The organism is Flavobacterium agrisoli (assembly GCF_016522065.1).
Taxonomy (GTDB): domain Bacteria; phylum Bacteroidota; class Bacteroidia; order Flavobacteriales; family Flavobacteriaceae; genus Flavobacterium; species Flavobacterium agrisoli.
In genome coordinates this window covers 68629-84558 of sequence record NZ_JAEHFV010000001.1, presented here as the reverse complement: position 1 = coordinate 84558, position 15930 = coordinate 68629, and the positions used below count along the sequence as shown (strand labels likewise).

Below are 15930 nucleotides of genomic sequence, written 5' to 3'. Positions count from 1 at the left end.
CTTTATTTGGCTGATGGAAATTGCATTTGAATAGCAGTTTGATTATAAGAATGTATGGCTTCGATATTTTGTTTTTTAATATCTATAGCTTGATTTAAAAAACTGATGTACGACCAATAAGTCATATCGCCATTTGCATAACTCTTTTGAGCTGTTTTAATGATCTCATCCGCATATTTTAAACCTTCATTTTCAAAATACTGCGTTGCTTTTTCTTGTTTTTGAAATTGATTTAAAAGTTCCTCTTTTTGTAATTTTAAATTTAATTTAGATTTGTCGAATTCAATTTGTGCTTGAGCGCTGCTTATTTCAGAAGCTTTAGCACGAGCTGTATTGGCACCACTAAACATTGGGATTTGCAATCCTGCGGTAAAACCCTGAAAATAAGTTTCTTTATTTAAAGACTGTCCAAAGTAGCCCACACCTAATTTTGGCGCTCGCATTTTTTTGAAACTATTGGCTTCCTTTTCAAAAACGGCAATTTGTTGTGTATAAAATTCATTTACTAATGTTTCTACTTTGTTTTCATTGGAAGAAAGCGGAATAACATATTTTAAAGGAGTATTACTATCAGGAAGAATGTTTTTATTTGTTTGAATAAAATATTGCAACTGTTTTTGATAGATCGCTAAATCAAGTAAAACTTGTGTTTTTATAGTCTCAATTTCTTTGACTTTAGCCATGGCACTAATCACTTCAATATTACCACTTTCTCCAGTTTTAAACCGTAGCTCAGCGTTCTGTAGAAATTTTGAGTACACCTCATATAAATCGTTATTTAGCTTTTGGATTGAAATGCCATATAAATATTGATAGTAAGCAATAGTTACTGCTTTTTCAATTTCATACTCCGAGAGTGCTTTTCGTTTTTCGGCTAATTTTGCCAATTCTTCTTGGAGTTGTCTATTTGCTTTTGTACTTCCTCCAATCGGGAAATATTGCTGAATACTTATATTATTGTCATAATCAACACTATTGTATTGACCTCCCATGTATTCAATCTGTAAAGGATCAGCTTGAAATGCCGTCTTTTTCAGTACTGTTTGTTTTTCAATTTCTTTATCTGCGATTTTTAAATCCATACTATTAGTCTTAGCCATTGCAATAGCTTGTTCTAAAGTTATGGAATTACTGTTTTGAGCAAATGAAAACGTGCTAATCAATAATACGGTTATAGTCATGATTGAATTTGACATCTTTTTTCTTTTTTTAATACCTTCTTCCAACAATAAATAAAGAATAGGCAAAACGATTAATGTTAACAAAGTGGCTGATATTAATCCGCCAATAACTACGGTAGCCAATGGCTTTTGAACTTCAGCTCCACCGCTAGTTGACAAGGCCATAGGCATAAAACCTAATGAAGCTACAGAAGCCGTCATTAAAACAGGGCGTAACCGTGTTTTTGTTCCTATCAAAACCCTTTGTAATGGATCTACTATTCCTTCGGATTTAAGTTGATTGAAATAGGAAATTAGTACGATTCCGTTTAATACTGCAATACCAAACAAAGCAATAAATCCAATTCCCGCTGATATACTAAAAGGCATTCCTCTAAGCCAAAGTGCAAAAACACCTCCAATTGCAGACAGCGGAATAGCTGTAAATATTAGTCCGGCTTGTTTCAAACTATTAAAAGTGAAATATAACAATACCATTATCAAGCCTAAGGCAATAGGTACAGCAAATGAAAGTCTCTTACTAGCCTCAATCAAGTTTTCAAATTGACCGCCATAGGTGATATAATATCCTGCTGGTAATTTAAAATTCTTGTCTAATTTTAACTGAATTTCTTCGACCACACTTTTTATATCTCTACCACGCACATTCAAACCGATAGTAATTCTACGCTTACCATCTTCACGAGAAACCTGAACAGGACCTTGTTCATAAGAAACTGTTGCGACTTGTGAAAGCGGGACTTGTTGCCCGTTTGCTAATGGTATAAACAAATTACTAACATCTGTAATATCAGTTCGACTAGCAGCATCCATTCTTACAACTACATCAAATCGTTTGCTTTCTTCATATATCTTACCCGCACTTTCTCCTGCAAATGAGGAACGGATGATTTGATTAATATCAGTAATATTTAAACCGTATAATGCAATTTTGTTATAATCGTACTTTACCGTAATTTGAGGTAAGCCAGTTACTTTTTCGGCTTTTAAATCTCCAATACCTTCAATGCTTTTTACTTTCGAAATCAATTCATTTGCTTTGGTATCCAAAACCTCTAAATCGTCTCCAAATATTTTAATAGCAATATCGCTTCTGCTTCCTGTCATTAATTCATTGAAACGCATTTGAATGGGTTGAGAAATCTCAATATTAGCTCCGGGAATGACTTCCATTTCCTCTTTCATTGCATTGGCTAAATCTTCCCAATTGTGATATTCTCCTCTCCATTCCGGTTTGTCTTTTAGTACTATAATTAAATCGCCACTTTCAATTGGCATGGGATCGGTAGGAATTTCACCACTCCCAATTTTTGAAACAATGGTTTTTATTTCAGGAAATTTAGCTTTTAAAATTTTTTCATATTCCGTAGTTGTTTTCACCATTTGTGAAAGCGAACTTCCGGTCATAATAGTAGCATTGAGGGCTAAATCTCCTTCTTCGATTGTTGGGATAAATTCGCCCCCCATATTTTGAAAAACAACTAGTGCTAGTGCAAACAATCCAATTGAAATGGCTAAAATTGCTTTTTTGAATTGGAGTGCTTTTTCCAGAAAAGGAGTATAAATTCCTTCAAACCAAGCCATCATTTTATCGCTAAAATTAGTTCTGTGTTCTGTATTTTTAGATAAAAATAAGGCACTCATCATAGGCACATAGGTTAGCGATAAAACAAAAGCACCAATCACAGCAAATGCTACTGTCATTGCCATTGGTTTAAACATTTTACCTTCCGTTCCAACTAAAGCTAATATTGGTAAATAGACAATTAAGATAATAATTTCTCCAAAGGCAGCACTATTTCTGATTTTGGAAGCGGATATAAATACCTCACCATCCATTTCTGTCTGAGACAAATTCTTTTTTCTATTTAGCTTTTGCAAATGGTGCATGGTGGCTTCGACTATAATTACGGCTCCATCAATTATAATTCCAAAATCTATTGCACCCAAACTCATTAAATTTCCGCTTACTCCAAAATAATTCATTAGAATTACTGCAAAAAGCATGGCCAAAGGAATTACAGATGCAACAATTAATCCAGCTCTAAGATTCCCAAGAAATAAAATCAGTACGAAAATCACAATTAATGCCCCCTCTAGTAAATTTTTGGTTACTGTTCCTATAGCATTTTCAACTAATTTACCTCTATCAATAAAAGCTTCGGCAACTACACCTTCGGGTAAACTTTTATTAATTTGAATCATTTTTTCTTTGATTCTTTTTACAACAGCACTAGAATTCTCTCCTTTTAACATTAATGCCAATCCGGAAACAATTTCCCCTTTTCCATCTTTGGTCGAAGCTCCGTAACGTAGGGCTACACCTTCTCGAACTTCGGCTACATCACGAACTAAAACTGGAGAGCCATTTTTATTACTAACCACAACATTTTCTAAATCTTTGCCTCCTGTGGCCATACCCACCCCACGAATGAAATAAGCATATTGATCTTTTTCAATATAAGCACCACCTGTATTTTGATTGTTTTTTTCTAAAGCATTAAAAATATCAGTAATGGTTAACCCTAAACTATTTAATTTGTTAGGATTAATAGCGACTTCATATTGTTTTAATTTTCCGCCCCAAGCACTCACCTCAGCGACTCCTGGAACTCCCTGCAACTGTGGAATTATAATCCAGTCTTGAATAGTTCGTAATTTTACGGCATCATATTTATCTTCGTAGCCTTTTTTGGCATACACATCGTATTGGTATATTTCACCAAGTCCTGTAGAAATTGGAGCTAATTCTGGAGAACCTGCATAGGAAGGAATGTTTTCTTCAGCTTGCTTTAAGCGCTGGAATACTTGTTCTCTAGCCCAATATATATCAACATCATCTTCAAAAACTACGGTAACGACAGAAATTCCGAAACGTGAAATACTGCGTAATTCAATTACTTTTGGAATCGTTTTTACGGATTGTTCTAGTGGATAGGTAATTAATTGTTCCACTTCCTGACTTGCTAAGGTAGGCGCAGTAGTAATAATTTGTACTTGATTATTAGTAACATCGGGCAAAGCATCTAGAGGTAAATTTTTAACAGAATAGCTACCCCAAGCTATAAGTACAAGGGTAAGTAGTAGTATAATGAACTTGTTCTTTATACTAAATTGTATAATATTGTCTAACATTGAAAATTTTATAATGAATTAGAAATCAGCAAATAGAATATTTGCCATTATTTGTGAAGGTCACAACTTTCTAACTCCGCAAAATTTGCAGAGCATCATTATACTATTTGTGGCGGTTGCCAAATACTCCCAAAAAAATTGGAAGTAAAAATTGATTTGTAAGTAGGTAATTGTGTTTTTATACCTTCGAATGGTATTGGAAAGTCAATAATAATAGATTGAAAATGATTTACAACCTGTGAACCACAACAACTACAACTGCAAAAAGGGGAGCATAAATCTTTTTCGGCATCATGAGCATGTTTGTCGTGCTTTGCTTTAAATCCTATTTCATAAATTAGAGTGTTGTTAGCTTTCATGTCTGCACACGGTATGCATGAAAGAACTAAAAATAGAACTGATAATATGATGTTTGCAAGTTTCACTACTGTAAAAATAGTATTTTTATTTTTTAATAATAAAATTATATGAAATGAATTTAACATATTTTATAACCCATAATACAACTGTAAGCGATACAGGAACCAATGTTATTATAGAAAATATAGAAAACACTTTGCTAAAAGGTGACTTAAAGGGTATGGCAAGAACTAAAAAATGGTATCATGGTGTCCTGAAAAATGACATTTTTTTATAAAGAGCACAATGATTTTGTGTTAAATTTTAAAAGCGCATGGAAAGCCCGCCACCTGCACCGAATCGACTATCATAACTTGCCATAAGGGAAATATTTCTAGAGAGAAAATATTCAAAACCAGCATTCCATGTAATTTCATTAGCAAAATTATCACCAGTAGGTAATTCATTTACCCAACCAAAATCTACTTGGTATTCAAACATTCCAAAAACAGCTGTTCTGGGAAAAATTAAGATTTCTCGACTTAACCCAATCTGCGGTCTTAATTTACTATCCATTCGTACATCTAGATTGAATAAATAAGGTGTCAAAAACCGAATTCCTGCAATAGCAGTCGTCGCCATTTCATCCAAACTACCATCAATTTCATTTTCGATATTTACTCCACCAAAAACCCGCAAATAATCATGTAAGTACCGTTCATAGGTAACTTCTGCTTCTAAATTTTTATTCCAGCCATACTCCCCTGAAATAGTAAATTGATTTCTAATATTTGAAGCAATGAAATTAAATTCTGTCATGTGCGAAGCCACATCCAAAGTAGACCACTTATAATATAGATCCGCTTCTTTAATTAATTTTTTTACTGAGAATTTTGCCATTCTAGGATCACGAGGCGTCTCATAACTCACAACACGAGCCATACCGCTCATCATATGATATAAAACATGACAATGAAAAAACCAATCACCATACTCATCACCATTATTACCGCTAAATTCAATAGTTACTTCCTGCATTGGTGGGACATTGACGGTATGCTTTAAGGGAGAATATTCACCATATTTATTGATTACTCTGAAAAAATGCCCATGAAGATGCATTGGATGGTGCATCATTGTAAGATTATTAAAAGTCATTCTAGTAACCTCACCACTTTTTATAGCAATATCATCTGTCTCGCTAAGAGGAACACCATTAATACTCCAAATATAACGTTGCATGTTACCGGTTAAGTTTAAAAGATTTTTTTTTACGGGCAGATTCTTATCATAGATTGTTTTTTGAGGTGATTTTAAATAATCATACTTATATTCAGCAAACATATCCATTGCATCCATTTTCATGTTTTTCATCTGTGAGTCCTTCTTCATCCCATCGTGATTCATTTCTTTTATTAATGAGGTCGAATCTGTTTCCACATCCATATTAGAATGTCCCATTTTTTTATGCATTTGAGTATCTTCGTCCATTTTCATAGCATCGTTAGACATATCCATACCCTTCATTTTCATTCCATATTCTTCTTTCATTTCGAATCGCTCATCTTTTCTAGGTTGGAATTTTAAAGCATGTGCCCCCATTTTCATATCCATTTTGGCCATTTTTTTCATCATTTCTATTTTATTTGGCTTGGGTAAAACTTCAGCGGGAAGTATTTTTCCCTTACCAATAAAAGCAGATGCCGAACCTGAACCATCTTGAGCCACAATTCGGAATTCCATTTTACCTTCTTTGGGAACAGTTACAATAAAATCATACGTTTCGGCAATAGCAATAAAGGTCTTATTACGCGATATTGGCACCACATCTTTTCCATCGGCAGCAACTAAAGTTGGTGTTTCACCTCCAAAAGTCATCCAAAATTGTGAGGATGCAGATCCATTAATAATCCGTAAACGAACTTTTTCACCTGGTTTAAACTCGGGATAATCCCTAGTTGCTTTGCCATTAATTAAGAATGAGGGATAATAAACATCAGCGATATCTGCTCCCTCCATGCGTTGTTTCCAAAAGTTAAGCTGAGCACCAAATGCCCCTTGACCAATTACTCTATTTAATGGAGTAGAAGTTCCCTTTTTCATTTGGTACCATTCATTACCTCGCTTGAGATTTCGCAATACATTAATTGGTTTTTCATTCGTCCAATCGGATAACATCAAAACTAGATCTTTGTCGTATTGGAGTTTCTTTTCTTTTGGATTTATAACAATAGAACCGTAAACACCACTTTGTTCTTGTAGCATGGTATGTGAATGATACCAGTATGTACCTGATTGTTTTAAAGGGAATTCATATTTAAAAGTAGTGCCTGGTTTTATAGGTGGTGTACTTAAGTAAGGTACGCCGTCAAAAAAATTAGGAAGTAACATTCCGTGCCAATGAACAGATGTTTCCACACTCATTTCATTTTTTACATAGATCACCGCATATTCACCCTCTGTAAATTCAATAGTGGGTCCTGGAATACTTCCATTTACAGTCATTGCATTTACTTGCTTTCCAGCCTTATTAACTATTTCTTCTTTGATTACCAGTGTATATTGATGAACTGGTAAATTATCGGAATTGCCTGCTTCTACTTGTGCTAAGGTTGCTGCGCTCCAACCAAATGATAAAATTAATAGATAATATATTTTTTTCATAATAGATGCTATTTCATATTTTACTACAAGTTAACTATTTTGAATGGGTCTTATAGTATGTTTATATAAAGAATAGATAGTAATTACATATTTCTTTTGAAATGGAAGCTTAACAAAAAAAGCCGACTATTACAATAATCGGCTTTAGGATATTCATAAAAAAATTATTTGTTAGCGATAAATGTTTTTGCTTGATTGGTTCTACAATTTTCTGCTTGGTATTCACTCCCCTCAGTTACGCTCGGGGTGGTTTTGATTTCTTTGGCTTATACTTGACAGTTATAAGCTCCTATACCAAAGTGCGTCAGTAGTTACATAGTGACAAAACTTATATTTTGTTTGTAATACTTAAAAAAACAGGAGTTTAAATCTATATAATTATTCCATTGGTTTTCTAAAGCCCATCGTATGTTTTTAATAATCTGATCTAAACAACTGGGTTTGGTCATATAGCAATTAGCACTAGCTTGGCTATTTTACAATTGTAGGTAACTGAACAAAATATTCTAACAATCAGATTAGAAATCCATCTTAAAACCCCTCAATTAGCAGATAGGATTTATACATCGTCAAATTCTTTACGTCTATAAAAATTATCATCATTGCTATCGTAGATACCACTAGCACTACTTTCTGGGTAGTACGAATGCATTATAGTTCGTTCATAATTTCTATCAAAATCATGCTCCCTATTGTATCTACCAGTCTTTTTAAAAGTGCTATAAGCAATATTAGTAGCCATTACAGTTTTAGTATCTTTATTAATATTTACTGACCCAATTGGAATAATTAAGTGGCTGTTCCCGTCCTTATACAAAAACTCCTTAGCATTTTGATCTGATATCGCTTCATGAACCTCATTACGGCTGTCACTTATCAATTCCTTATCCACCTTTACATCCAAATAGATGACGCGCTGCATTTCTTTATTCACCCAAAGATTCTCCACTTTCCCTATAGTTCGGTTATCTACATCAACTATTTTCCAACCTCTTACATCGGCATAGTTTGAAGCAATTTTATAATCGGTCAATTCGTCGAGTCTGTATAAATTTTTATCTTTATTTTCCATAATTCTTTTTTAAATTGTTCTATTTTTTTTCTAAACCAATACAATCAGCTAATCCTACTTTCACTTTCCTAGTTAGAAAATGTTTGATTTTAGTTAGTAGGTTTACTGTACGTTGGTATTCTCAATTTCCATCGTGTTTTCACTTTGAGTGTCATTATCACCCACTAACATGAAACACACGAGCGCTCCGATTATAAGGATTAAGGCAATCCAAGGCCAAATCGGTTTTTTTTTCTCAATTTTAATTTCTGCCATGTCTTCTTTTTTTTATGTTATTGTACTTATTTCAATTTTAAAGGTACAAAGGACAAAAATTTGACCCGTATTTAATTTCAAACAGATTTTATAGAATTTCCACAAAACAAATCAATGGTTTTCAATTCGTTATGGTCTAACTTTTTCTTTATTAAAGAGCCTGGTAAGTTGTGTACTAGCAGTTGTAATTGGGTTCGTTCTTTTTGAATTTTTGATTGTTTTGAAGAATCTTTTAAAGGTATTCTTATGTTATTTGAATAACACAAAAAAACTCCGAAGGGTTACTTCGGAGTTTGCCAAAAACAAGAACGTTATTTATTTAGATTTTTATAATAGCGCTGCTATCACAGGGCTAAAGTAGTTTATTTTTCTTACAAACAAATTGAAGATCGTTTTTTATTTTTGAATTTATCTCAAATATTCATTCAAAAAAACGCAACCTTTTTGCTAAAATAGGAGTAGCGGAATTTATGGAGTGCTCGATTTTAGCAAAGTGGTTGTATCCAAATTAAAGGCAAAAATGCGTTTCCGACCATAGGAAGGAATTGCATTTTTGCCTCCCAATATTTCAGGCATAACAGAGGGAAAAGGTTTTTTTTATTCCCCTGTTCTGCAAGTTAAGCAAAAAAAAAAAAATCGATTCCCTTCATTCCATAAAGAAAGAATCCTTGATAATCTCGAGAGTATCAAACCCCGTATTCTATTTTGGTGAATTATTTAAAATAGGCTACTCCCTTGTTTAGTTTGTAGCCTATAGTTGTCTAATTTTAGTTCAGTATTACCGCGCCGTCCAAAGCAAATGAGCTACATAAATCAAATGCTTTTTGCGATTTTTGCTGAGCAGTACCTCCCAATACAATGCTTTGCAATTTGGCTTCTTCATTATTGTACTTTCTTACGTTTTGGTAGTACCCAGTGACCGCATTGTATGCGCCAAAAAGCGTGCCTTTTGTGGTTTCCATTTGCTGGGTATCACTTATCATGGCATAACTAAAAGCATCCTCAACCACATTTTTAAATACAGTCGAAACATCATCTTCTGCGCCCTTTTTTAGTAAATCAAGGGTTTCCTTATTTGGGCATAGTGCCAATTGAATTAGTTTTTTAACCTCTTGGTCAGTAACACGTACTTTTGCCCAATGATTAAAGATGTTTTCCAACTGTAGACTTAGTGTGTTGGCAAGTCCCATTATTTTGTGAGCGTTTTCAATACGTTGTCTGGCTCCTGAGGTATGTTTAATTCGTACTACATTAGTCATGTTTCGCAAGGAGGCGTTTAAGGTATTTTGACAAACAATGCGAATGGGAGTAAATGCGGCTGTGATGCTTCCGCTACCATCATGTGAAGTGGTCAGAAAAATATATTTCTCGGTGACATCATCGCCCTTCCCTACACGTATATAGTCTGGTAATTTTGCAGTGATAAATATGCGTTCGCCTTTGCCTAATGCGCCTGCTGTTTCATATAAAATGCCCTCTCCACCTCCTACGATAGCATCAAAAAAATTGAAAGCGTCACGGTTTTGTACAATATGGTAATCCTTACCCACTACGCCCAAAACGGTATTATTATCGGTGCGACTGGTCGCATAATAATTGGGAACTTCCAATATGTTACTACCTACCTCAGTATCCTGTGTAGTTTCGATACTATCCGAAGCTTTGGTAAATAGTGGGGATTTGACCACCTGGTAATCTAATCCTGCGTGTTTTATTGCTTCCTCGCTTGTTGGGTATTGCGCTACGATTTGCCCTAATCCGTGCCATGCTTTTTCTTGTACGCTAAAAAATGAGTAACGTCCTGTTTTCTCGTTAAAATTGATATTGTGTGCCATGATATTAAATTTTACTGATTGTTTTCTTGTTTTTAAAATGGTAGGTCGTCTTTCGCTTCTTGCGTAACGTTCTGCTGTGTTTTAGCAGTAGCCTCTACCGTGTCATTTCTCTTGCTACCTCCGTGCAGTTTAATGTTTGAGGTATGAAAATTTAGCCCTGCTTTTGGCGTTCCGTCATTTCCTGTCCATGCTCTTGTGCTTACTCGTCCTGTTAGTTCTACCAAAGTGCCTTTTGTAAGTAGTGTAACTACCTTAGCAGAAATCCAATAAGAGCAATCAAAATAGGTAGTTTGCTCTATGCGTTCCCCTTGTTTGTTGCGGTAGCTTTCATTAGTGGCTACTGCAAAATTCACTACTTGTTTGTCCTGTGACGTGGTGCGTACTTCCGCATCCCTTGTCAATCTTCCGATAATGTTCATAGTTGGTACTTTTTAAAAATTATACATTTTGTTGCTCTTTTTCTCCGTCCAGCTTTTATAGGTTTGTTCCACTTCGCTTCACATTATTTTTTTTCCAAAGAAAAACCGGAAAAAAGAAAGCAACTTATTACGGCGGTTGGGAAAAAGCCAAAAGGAAACGGAATAATTGGTGGGTACCTTTAGGGAGGAAACCGTTTATGCCGTAGTCTTTTGGCTGGGAGGCAGCAAGGGAAAACCGCCGTACTTTGGCTTGCTTTTTACCGGTTAGTTATGGAGAAAATTCTGTCTATAATTTTAACTAAGTATGAATGATGCTGTTATTTCAGCCATTACTGAAGAAAGTAAACATTTATGGGTATGCGGAATATCCTTTATATCCTTTTCCTATTTTATGAAGTAATTCAATACACATTTAACAATTTAACCATGGCATTTAAAATTAATATTTGTGTTGAGGCACCACTTTATAAATCAATCTTGGAAGCAATTCTGGATGTTTTTAAATTTTTTGATTGATTTCATAATGATCCAATCTTTCCATTTGTAGCATTCCTCAACGAAGCAAACATTTTATTTAGTAATTAACCGCTGAAACAGAATTTAACGCGTCAATTACAGAAACAGCTATGTTACAATATCCGTTTGTTGAATTCCATTACTAACTTTTATGAAAGAATGCGCCACCGCTACTATAACAATATCAAGAATCCATTTTTAATGAAAGTTATTTAAAATAAAAAGGAAATTACTATTACGAAATCGATTGAAATTTTTAATTTCGCTTCGAAATGCAATTTTTATAACAAAAAGATTGCGTTTTGTGATATTATAAAACAATCCAATACTAACCTTCCTACATCTTGTAAAATGAATCTTTACCAAAAACAACTCTCTTCAGAAGCCGAAAAAAGGCGAAGCGCAGTAGAACTCATCAAAATAATTAGTGATTTATGGTATGAAAAATCAATAGAATTGGTTTTGTTCCGCAACCCATTATTTGATAAAAGCGTGAGTGAAATACTGAACTTGCATCTTTATGCAGCCCATTTTCATAACAAACCTTTTTCAATTGACACCTCTGTAGCCATTGCCAATGTCATCTTAACAATACATTTACCACCTGCAAAACTGGATTTGGGAAAACTTTCTTATGAATATCGATTAGAGGAAGAACACTATGAAGATGTGAGGCACTTTGTTTTAGAAAAACTTAAAGGAGCTAAAACAACCAAAAACCTGCAACCCAAAGACGTAGTACTTTATGGCTTTGGAAGAATTGGGAGATTACTAGCTCGAGAATTACTGTTTAAAACTGGAAAAGGTGCCCAAATGCGACTAAGAGCTATCGTTACACGAGATAAAAATGATGCGCTGAGTTTAGAAAAACGCGCTTCCCTTTTACGATACGATTCCATACACGGTGATTTTCAAGGAACCGTAATTGCAGATCCAAGCAACAATGCGCTTATCATCAACGGCACAACGGTATACATGATTTACGCCAATGCTCCAGAGGAGGTGGATTACAGTAGCTACGGTATTGAAAACGCTTTGCTTATAGACAATACTGGAGCCTTTACCACCAAAGAAGCGCTTAGTCGTCATTTAGTTGCCAAAGGCATTCACAAGGTATTACTAACCGCTCCTGGAAAAGGAGTTCCCAATATTGTTTATGGGGTGAATCAACACCAGTTTAATCCAGAAAAGTTCGATATTTTCTCGGCTGCTTCTTGTACGACAAATGCAATCACGCCCATTTTGAAAGTTATCGAAGATACTTTGGGCGTGGTCAGTGGTCACTTGGAAACGATTCATGCTTACACCAACGACCAAAATTTGGTCGATAATATGCATCGCAAATACCGCCGTGGAAGAGCAGCAACTCTCAACATGGTGATAACAGAAACGGGAGCTGGAACAGCGGTTGCCAAAGCAATACCCGCATTAGAAGGAAAGTTAACTTCAAATGCGATTCGGGTTCCTGTACCCAATGGCTCACTAGTGGTTTTAAATCTAGAAGTGGCTACCCCCACTACCCTCGAGACTCTCAATGACATTATGAAAAAATATGCTCTAGAAGGCGAATTGGTCGAACAGATTAAATATTCATTTAACCATGAATTGGTATCTTCTGATATTATTGGAACTGCTGCACCGGCAATTTATGATAGTAAGGCCAGCATTGTTTCACGAGATGGTAAAAGAGTAGTGTTGTACATTTGGTACGATAATGAATATGGTTACAGTCATCAAGTGATACGACTTGCGAAATATATCGCAAAGGTGCGACGGTTCACTTATTATTAATTCACAAAAAAAGACAGAAGCAAGAATTCCATATGCTTCTGTCTATCTATGAACTTATAGATATAAGGCGCTATAAAGCGCCCTCATCTGCAAATGAATAATAGTTCTCGGGAGTAATAATGAGATGATCTAGAAGTTTAATATCTAAGAGTTGACCCGCTTCTTTGATTTTTTTGGTAATTTGTTTATCAACTTCAGAAGCTTTAAGCTGCCCTGAGGGATGGTTATGCATTATAATTAATGCTACAGCATTGGCTTTGATTGCTGCTGCAAAAATCATTCTGATATCAACTACAGTTCCTGTAATACCTCCTGAGGACATTTCGTAAATACCCAGTACTCTATTAGACTGATTTAAAAGTAGTACTTTAAATTGCTCAAAGAATTCGATGGTATCCGGATTCCAGTTCTGGATCGCTAGATTATATACCGCTTTGGAGGAAGTGATGTAAGGTCTTTCAGATGCTTTTACTTTGGTTTTATAAACCAGTTTGATCTCTGCTACTTGATTCCATTTTTGCTGTGTGTTTTTCGTTTCCATAATACTAAAGTTTTAAGATTAATTATGGAACCTGCCCCGCAGGTAGGTAAGCGAACGAAAAAAGCAACGCAATAAAGCAGGATATGTCCTGCATTTATGGGGGAATTTTTTTCTGAGAACCGCAGCCTAACTGCGAACTTTGTTTCGGAATTAAGTCTGAACGCCCGAGAGTAGCATATAAAATTCACCCCTCTTTTTTTTTAATAATCAAATGTGTCTGTGCCGGATCATTAAGCAGATTTTCCAGTTCCGAGTTTATGATGTCTTGTACGTCCTGTTTGATCTGCAAATAATTACGTTGAATCATGAGGTCATCAATGTTACGCACTGGTGGAATTTCTTTATAACTCCCCTCCTCTTTTTTCAATGCCTGATGATCATTTACTATTTCGCAGTGAAAGGTTTTAAGATCAATTTTACAATCGGGATTATCGGCAACCATACCCACAAATTCACCTGAACTTAGCGAGGCAATCTTAGAAGGAGGCACTGCTACTTCCAGCTGTTTAGAACGACTAATAGAGGTATCACTGCTGTTGATTGAGAGACTTTCCCTATCCTGCATTATTTTACCAAAACGTTCCGAAAGTTGTTTAGACGTATCTCCCGTAACCTGCCCTGAGATTATATTTCCAGTAATATTCATAATTACATCGGCCTGTTCCCTGCCGTAATCTTTTCGCAATTGACTAAAATCCTGAATCCCTAAACAGGTGGACACTTTATTGCTTCTAGCCGTTGCAATAAGGCTATCCATATTATTGAGATATATGGTGGGAAATTCATCGAAGATCAGACTCGATTTGATTCTGTCTTTTTTATTAACCAGTTTTACAAGTCTATTCACATAAAGGGACAAAACCGCTCCATAAATCTGTATTTTTTGGGGATTATTTCCCATGCACACAATTTTGGGTTCTTGCGGATTGTTGATGTCTAAACTAAAGTCATTTCCAGATAATACATAATACAGTTGAGGCGAAGACAAACGAGCCATAGCGATTTTTGCTGTACCGATTTGCCCCTCTAGCTGATCCATTGCATCGTTTTGAAAGGCGCTTATAAACGGATTGATCAATACCTCAATTTCTTTCTCTGTGCGAAGAATGGAGAAAAGATTTTCGTATTCGACCTGCATGAGTTCAATAACGTGTGGAAGGGTACAAAATTCCCCTTCTTTATATCTTTTGAGATACCAGATTACGGCAGACAAAAAGTTAATGGGCGATTCCACAAAAAAGTCTCCTTGCTTTTTGATCCACTCCCTGTTAAGTCCCATCAGAATGGTACGCGCTGATTCCGAAGCATCTGTAATATCATCCATAGCTTTTGGATCCAGAGGATTGCAACGGTGCATAATTTTATCAAAATTTATAAAATAACAGGTTGGGGTAACTTTATAAACATGTTTATATTTCTCAAAGGTATTGTAGACAATTTTGGAAAGATCATCGTATTTAAAATCATATACAAACATGCTAAATCCTTTTTTGATGTGCTGGGTAATGACGTGACGGATTACAAAATAGGACTTACCTGAACCGGGACTGCCTAAAACCAAAAGACCTCGAAACGGATTGATAATGTTAATCCAACTCGAACGTATCTTATTTTTTAATTGATAGCGTGCTGGAAGATTAATGGAATAGTCATTCTCAAGCAGTCTTTCCTCCTGAGGAAAAGTTTCATTTTCTCTATTGAAAACATCGTTGTTATTGAGCTTGGTGTTTATGATTCTTGATAATAAAGTACCTCCGGAAAGCACCAGAAGAAAACCGCTCGCTGTAATAGTTATATAAAGAACTGCTGCATACTGTACACTCATTTTAAAATGCAAAACGGCAACTCCAGTCCAATAGCAAAACAGACCTATTAGGATATATACCAATGCCCTTTTGTAATTCATTTTTTCATCTTTTCTTCCCTTTGCTCCAATAATCGAAATCATCAAAAGTAGCAACGCTAAGAATTTTGATTTGTAAAAATTATCAAAGAGCCCGGTTCGGAAAATTTTGCTCATTATATTTTGGCCAAATACACTGGTGAGATTCCATTGTACAAAAGCCAGATAACAAAAAAAGTAAAAGTGTAAAATCAAGATGACAATACTAATGAGCCTTGTCATATCCAAAATTTTTCTAAGCGCCTGTTCATTTTCTCCTGTCTGCATAGCTCAAATATT

The 15930-nt window shown here is 35.2% G+C and carries 11 protein-coding genes; 2 read left to right on the top strand and 9 right to left on the bottom strand.

Annotated elements, in window-relative coordinates:
* Positions 1-2: 2 nt before the first annotated feature.
* Together I5M07_RS00360 and I5M07_RS00355 are read right to left on the bottom strand one after the other, a co-directional pair.
* A complete protein-coding gene (locus tag I5M07_RS00360) occupies positions 3-4316 on the bottom strand; it encodes a CusA/CzcA family heavy metal efflux RND transporter (protein ID WP_200104201.1) in 4314 nt (1437 codons plus the stop codon).
* 98 nt (positions 4317-4414) lie between these two features.
* Positions 4415-4801 (bottom strand): DUF6660 family protein, encoded by a 387-nt coding sequence (locus tag I5M07_RS00355; protein ID WP_317191303.1) that lies wholly within the window; start codon positions 4799-4801, stop codon positions 4415-4417.
* Here I5M07_RS00355 and I5M07_RS00350 point away from each other — a divergent pair.
* Complete coding sequence (locus I5M07_RS00350; protein WP_200104197.1) at positions 4789-4953, top strand: hypothetical protein; 165 nt, start codon at positions 4789-4791, stop codon at positions 4951-4953. The two genes, I5M07_RS00355 and I5M07_RS00350, sit on opposite strands and share 13 nt — an antisense overlap.
* Before the next feature lie 26 nt (positions 4954-4979).
* On the opposite strand, the gene I5M07_RS00345 is transcribed toward I5M07_RS00350, so the two are convergent.
* From I5M07_RS00345 to I5M07_RS00325, 5 genes are all read right to left on the bottom strand, one after another.
* Positions 4980-7319, bottom strand: coding sequence for a multicopper oxidase domain-containing protein (locus I5M07_RS00345; RefSeq protein ID WP_200104195.1), 2340 nt, complete (start codon positions 7317-7319; stop codon positions 4980-4982).
* Between the two features lie 559 nt (positions 7320-7878).
* Positions 7879-8391 (bottom strand): PRC-barrel domain-containing protein, encoded by a 513-nt coding sequence (locus I5M07_RS00340; RefSeq protein WP_200104194.1) that lies wholly within the window; start codon positions 8389-8391, stop codon positions 7879-7881.
* A 102-nt stretch (positions 8392-8493) separates the two neighbouring features.
* The gene (locus tag I5M07_RS00335) at positions 8494-8646 is read right to left on the bottom strand and encodes a hypothetical protein (protein WP_200104193.1); all 153 of its coding nucleotides are present in this window, start codon (positions 8644-8646) and stop codon (positions 8494-8496) included.
* A 767-nt stretch (positions 8647-9413) separates the two neighbouring features.
* Positions 9414-10481 carry a DUF932 domain-containing protein gene (locus tag I5M07_RS00330; RefSeq protein WP_200104192.1) on the bottom strand — a complete coding sequence of 356 codons (1068 nt, stop codon included), beginning with the start codon at positions 10479-10481 and terminating at the stop codon, positions 9414-9416.
* A gap of 32 nt (positions 10482-10513) precedes the next feature.
* Entirely contained in the window at positions 10514-10900 is a 387-nt protein-coding gene (locus I5M07_RS00325; protein WP_200104191.1) for a single-stranded DNA-binding protein, read from the bottom strand.
* An 867-nt stretch (positions 10901-11767) separates the two neighbouring features.
* Between I5M07_RS00325 and I5M07_RS00320 the strand changes: the two genes are divergently transcribed.
* On the top strand, positions 11768-13207 hold the full coding sequence (locus tag I5M07_RS00320; RefSeq protein WP_200104190.1) for a glyceraldehyde-3-phosphate dehydrogenase: 1440 nt from the start codon (positions 11768-11770) through the stop codon (positions 13205-13207).
* 70 nt (positions 13208-13277) lie between these two features.
* On the opposite strand, the gene I5M07_RS00315 is transcribed toward I5M07_RS00320, so the two are convergent.
* Both I5M07_RS00315 and mobC read right to left on the bottom strand, forming a co-directional pair.
* On the bottom strand, positions 13278-13748 hold the full coding sequence (locus tag I5M07_RS00315; protein WP_200104188.1) for a JAB domain-containing protein: 471 nt from the start codon (positions 13746-13748) through the stop codon (positions 13278-13280).
* 184 nt (positions 13749-13932) lie between these two features.
* On the bottom strand, positions 13933-15918 hold the full coding sequence (mobC, locus tag I5M07_RS00310) for a conjugal transfer protein MobC (protein ID WP_200104186.1): 1986 nt from the start codon (positions 15916-15918) through the stop codon (positions 13933-13935).
* Positions 15919-15930 lie beyond the last annotated feature (12 nt).